The organism is Segeticoccus rhizosphaerae (assembly GCF_009192725.1).
Classification (GTDB): Bacteria; Actinomycetota; Actinomycetes; order Actinomycetales; family Dermatophilaceae; genus Segeticoccus; species Segeticoccus rhizosphaerae.
Genome location: NZ_VOHR01000286.1, coordinates 1 through 4,698, shown reverse-complemented (window position 1 = coordinate 4,698; position 4,698 = coordinate 1). Strand labels below are relative to the sequence as shown.

General features: G+C 70.8%; 4 protein-coding genes and 1 pseudogene. 2 read left to right on the top strand and 3 right to left on the bottom strand.

Annotated features, from left to right (window positions below; all coding sequences use genetic code 11):
• A pseudogene (locus FRW57_RS23400) lies at positions 1-235 on the top strand (hypothetical protein); the annotation flags it as partial.
• 36 nt (positions 236-271) lie between these two features.
• On the opposite strand, the gene FRW57_RS17340 reads toward FRW57_RS23400, so the two are convergent.
• The 3 genes from FRW57_RS17340 to FRW57_RS17330 all read right to left on the bottom strand — a co-directional run bounded on the left by FRW57_RS17340 (position 272) and on the right by FRW57_RS17330 (position 3,897).
• Entirely contained in the window at positions 272-1,048 is a 777-nt protein-coding gene (locus FRW57_RS17340; protein WP_152186581.1) for an HAD family hydrolase, read from the bottom strand.
• A complete protein-coding gene (locus FRW57_RS17335; RefSeq protein ID WP_137122947.1) occupies positions 1,048-2,799 on the bottom strand; it encodes a proline--tRNA ligase in 1,752 nt (583 codons plus the stop codon). The genes FRW57_RS17340 and FRW57_RS17335 overlap by 1 nt, the downstream gene beginning before the upstream one ends.
• 252 nt (positions 2,800-3,051) lie before the next feature.
• Positions 3,052-3,897, bottom strand: coding sequence for a GNAT family N-acetyltransferase (locus FRW57_RS17330; protein ID WP_137122927.1), 846 nt, complete (start codon positions 3,895-3,897; stop codon positions 3,052-3,054).
• A 161-nt stretch (positions 3,898-4,058) separates the two neighbouring features.
• Between FRW57_RS17330 and FRW57_RS17325 the strand changes: the two genes are divergently transcribed.
• Positions 4,059-4,698, top strand: a 640-nt coding sequence (locus FRW57_RS17325; protein WP_152186580.1) for an EamA family transporter, incomplete at its 3' end; no start/stop codon positions are given.

The following is a 4,698-nucleotide window of genomic DNA, read 5'->3' as shown; positions in this document are numbered from 1 at the left end:
TCTGATCTCCGGCACCGACGACCGCGCCGCAGACCTGCTGTCGGTCGCGCGCGTCAGCGGCTCTCCGGGCCTCGTCCTGGCGCTGGGCCGGCCCGACGAGCCCGGGCTCCCGCTCCTCGAGGGACGGCCCATGGTGGGCGAAGGCGGCACGGCATACGTGTGCCGTGGGTTCGTCTGTGACGCACAAGTGACCGACGTGGAGCAGCTACAGCTGGCACTGAGCCGGACCACCTGAGCGGAGCAACCGGATCCGCCCTCGCAGCAGCCCGGCTCACCAGCGATCGACGATGTCCAGGACGTCGCCGAGCCGCTCGGCAACCGCGTCGGGGGTTGCGTCGACCGCGACACGCTGTTCCTCCGGCAGGTCCGAGTGGGGGATCCAGATGGCGCGCATCCCCACCTGCTGGGGGCCGTGGACGTCCTCGAAGAGGCGATCGCCGACGTAGACCGACTCCCGGGGCGGGATGCCCACCGCGTCGCACACGGCGCGAAAGGCCTCGGGATGCGGCTTCACATGGTCGATCTCGGAGGAGTAGACGTCGCCGTCGATGAGGTCCAGCACGCCGTCGCGTTCGAAGATCTCGCGGTGGTAGTCGCGGCTCCAGATGGTGTTGGACAGGACGCCGACACGAATTCCCCTGTCGTGCAACGCGGTCCACAGCGGGCGCACGTCGGGATCGGTGAAGGTGTGCGGCTCCCAGAACCTGCGGTAGGCCGCGAGCGCCAAGTGGTGCCGGTCGTGGGCCGGATCGATGCCCGCGGCATCGAGGACGCTCTCCAGCGTGGCGCTGGAGTGGGTCTCGCGACCGCCCCGCCACGCCGCCGACTCCACCTCGAGGATCTGCGCGGCCAGCCGCTCGGCCGCCGCGACGTCCTCCTCGGCAACGTCCGGCGAGTCGACCGGGACGCCGTGGACCTCTCGGGCGAAGACCCGCCACTGCTCGGGCAGATCGACCTCGTGCCACGGTGTCAGGGTGCCGCCCCAGTCGAAGATCACCGCACGCACGGGTGCGGACGCGCGGGTCCCCCGGACCGTCTCGGCTGACATCAGGACCCGTTCACCTCGGTGACCACCGCGTCGATGATGGCCTCGACCGGGACCTCGCGTCGGTCCCCCGAGCGCCGGTCCTTGATCTCGACGACACCGCTGGCGAGGCCCTTGCCGACGACCACGATGGTCGGCACCCCGATCAGCTCGGAGTCCTTGAACTTCACGCCGGGTGACACCTTCGGCCGGTCGTCGTAGATCACGTCGATGCCCTGCTCCACCAACGACCTCACGATCTCGTCGGCCTTGACGAAGACGGCGGGGTCCTTGCCCGTGGCCACCACGTGGACATCGGCCGGCGCCACCTCGCGGGGCCAGGCCAGGCCGAGCTCGTCGTGGTTGTCCTCGGCGACGACGCCGACGGCGCGCGTCACACCGACGCCGTAGGAGCCCATCGTCACCGTGACGAGCTTGCCGTGCTCGTCGAGGACCTTGAGCCCCAGGGCCTCGGCGTACTTCGTGCCGAGCTGGAAGATGTGGCCCATCTCGATGCCGCGCGCGAGGGTCAGGGTGCCGTTGCCGTCCGGTGAGATGTCGCCGTCGCGGATCTCCGCCGCCTGGATGGTGCCGTCGGCGGTGAAGTCGCGGCCGTGGACCAGGTCGAGCACGTGCTTGCCGTGCTCGTCGGCACCGGTGACCCACGCCGAGCCGTCGGCGATCGAGGGGTCGAGGAGATACCTGATGCCGCTGGCCCGCGACTCGCCGAGGACGCCCGGTCCGATGTATCCCTTGGCCAGCGCCGGGTTGGCCGCGAAGTCCTTCTCCTCGAACGGCTCCACCGTGGCCGGCGCGACCTTGACCTCGAGCCGCTTCGGGTCGACCTCGCGGTCGCCGGGCAGGCCGATCGCGAGGGGTTCGCGCGTTCCGTCCGGCTGGACGAGCATCACGATGACGTTCTTCAGCGTGTCGGCACTCGTCCATGAACGGCCGTCTACCCGTGGGTGATTCGCGTTCAGTGCCGCTACCAGCGTGTCGATGGTGGGTGTGTCGGGAGTGTCTTCCACGTGTGCCGGGCCGACAGTGACCTGCACCGGTTTGGCCTGCGGCACCTCCACCGCCTCCACGTTGGCGGCGTAACCGTGCTCGTCCCGGACGAAGGTGTCCTCGCCGTTGGCGTTGATCGCGAGGAACTCCTCCGACGCCGAGCCGCCCATGGCGCCGGAGTCGGCGTGCACGATGACGTACTCGAAGCCAAGTCGGTTGAAGATGCGGACATAGGCCTCGCGGTGCGCGTCATACGCCTTCTGCAGGCCGGCCTGGTCGACATCGAAGGAGTAGGAGTCCTTCATGATGAACTCGCGCCCGCGCAGGATGCCGGCACGGGGCCGCGCCTCGTCGCGGTACTTCTGCTGGATCTGGTAGAGCGCCAGCGGCAGGTCCTTGTACGAGGAGTAGAGGTCCTTGACGGCGAGGCAGAACATCTCCTCGTGGGTGGGACCGAGGAGCAGGTCGGAATCCTTGCGGTCCTTGAGCCGGAACAGGTTCGGGCCGTATTCGGTCCAGCGGCCAGTGGCCTCGTAGGGCTCCCGCGGCAACAGCGCCGGGAAACGCACCTCCTGGCTCCCGATCCGGTCCATCTCCTCCCGGATGATGCCCTCGACCTTGGCCAGCACCCGCATGCCGAGGGGCAGCCAGCTGTAGATGCCCGGCGCCACGCGGCGGATGTAACCGGCCCGCACCAGGAGCCGGTGGCCTGGCAGCTCGGCGTCGACCGGGTCCTCGCGCAGGGTTCGCAGGAACAGGGTCGACATGCGCAGGGCTGTCGCGGTCACGGGCTCTCCTTCGTCGGACGTCCGGGTGGGCACCGGACCCCCCGAGGATAACTGTCGCCCGGTGACCGGATCACCTGCATTCCCTCTGCCTTACGGATCGGTCCGGGCTCCCCCGGGTCGAGCCGTGCTGGCAAAGGTCGCCGATAGGCCCGGAGCACGCGAAGCGCATGGAGTTTGCCAGCGTGGCTTGACACCAGGCGGGGAACCACGGGCCGTGCCGGACACCGCCGGTCACAACAGGACGGTCGCGAACCGGCCCTTGTGCACGAACCCCACCCGTCGGTAGGTGGCACGCGCGGCAGCGTTGTAGTTGTTGACGTAGAGCGTGACCTCGCGCGCGATCTCGTCCTGCACCTGCTGCACGACCGCTGCCATCGCGGGGACTGCGAGGCCGCGGCCCCGGTGGCTGGGCGCCACCCAGACGCCCTGGATCTGCGCGACACCCTGGCCGACCGAGCCGACGTCCGCCTTGAAGATGACCCGCCCATCCTCGGTGCGCACGAAGGTGTGCCCACGGGCGATCAGGGACGAGACGCCTGCACGGTAGGGCGCGTCCGAGCCGGAGTAGGGCGGGTAGCCGATCTCCTCGGTGAACATCGCGGCCGCGGCAGGGACGACGGCGTCGACCTCCTCGGCCCGGGCGCGCCGGACGAGGCGGTCCAACGGCACCCCCAGGTCACGGGGGTGGCGGTCGATGGACAGCATCGGCTGGTCGTCACGGACCGCGATGGCACGCCCCCAGTAGCGGGAGAGCCGCTGCCACAACGGCAGCACCGCCTCAGCCGGACCGAACAGCGAGGAGCACTCGCGTCGGCGCCGGCGCAGCCGACCGGTGAACGCCGACAACGACTCCTCGTCGACCGCGACCGGCACCACGTTGGCCGACACCCAGCACAACGAGCGCAGTCCGCCACCGTCAGCGAAGCCCAGCAGCTCGCCCTGATGGCTCCCGAGAGCCCCCTCGAGGATCCGTGCCGACACGAAGACGTTGGCCGCCGGATCGGTCGCACACACCGCCAGGGCCTCGTCGCGGTCGGCCACCGTGAGCGCACGGACCGGGCTGTGGGTGCGCAGCATGGCCCCAGCCTGCCTTGCCGAGGCCTGCTGTGTCGACGCCTCGGACATTCTCGTGTGTCGATCGTTGCCGCCACCGTGCCTCAGTCGGCGGGCGAGCCTGCGACAGCCCGGGAGCCGGGTCGCCCACGGGCACATGCGGGGCGGTGGCATACCCTCCCCGGATGGGAGTCGCGCTCGGGCTGCTGGCGGCGATCGCCTACGGCACGTCCGACTTCATTGGCGGCCTGGGCGGTCGCCGCTCCAGCGTCGGTGCCCTCGCCATCTGGTCCCAGTTGATGAGCCTGCTATCGGCGCTGGTGGCCGTGCTCCTGCTACGGCACGGTGGGCCGGACCCCTCGGCGCTGGCCTGGGGCGCGGTCAGTGGCCTCGGAGCAGGCATCGGCACGGTGGCGCTCTACCGGGGCCTGGCGGAGGCCCGGATGGGAGTCGTCTCACCGCTGTCCGCGGTGATCGCCGCCCTGCTCCCGGCGCTGGTCGGGATCGCCAGCGGGGACCGGCCCTCGACCCTGGCGCTCGTCGGCATGGCGGCAGCGCTTCCGGCCATCGTGCTGGTCTCCTGGCACGGTGAGGCGCAGGACGCCGGACGCAGCAACGGCATCGGCTACGGCTTGGTGGCGGGGCTCGGGTTCGGCTCGCTGTTCGCGGCCCTCGGCCAGGCCGGGACCGGCTCGGGGGCCTGGCCGCTCGTGCCGGGGCAGCTGGTGGCCATGGCGGTGATCCTCCCGGTGGGCCTGAGCTGGGCTCCGCGGCCGGTGCCGTGGCGTCCGGCCGCCCGATTCGGGCTTCTGGCGGGCGTGCTCG

Excerpts from the sequence above, each read along its gene's own strand:
- FRW57_RS17330 (WP_137122927.1), bottom strand. The coding sequence starts at position 3,897 with ATGCTGCGCACCCACAGCCCGGTCCGTGCGCTCACGGTGGCCGACCGC.
- FRW57_RS17340 (WP_152186581.1), bottom strand. The coding sequence starts at position 1,048 with ATGTCAGCCGAGACGGTCCGGGGGACCCGCGCGTCCGCACCCGTGCGT.
- FRW57_RS17335 (WP_137122947.1), bottom strand. The coding sequence starts at position 2,799 with ATGTCGACCCTGTTCCTGCGAACCCTGCGCGAGGACCCGGTCGACGCC.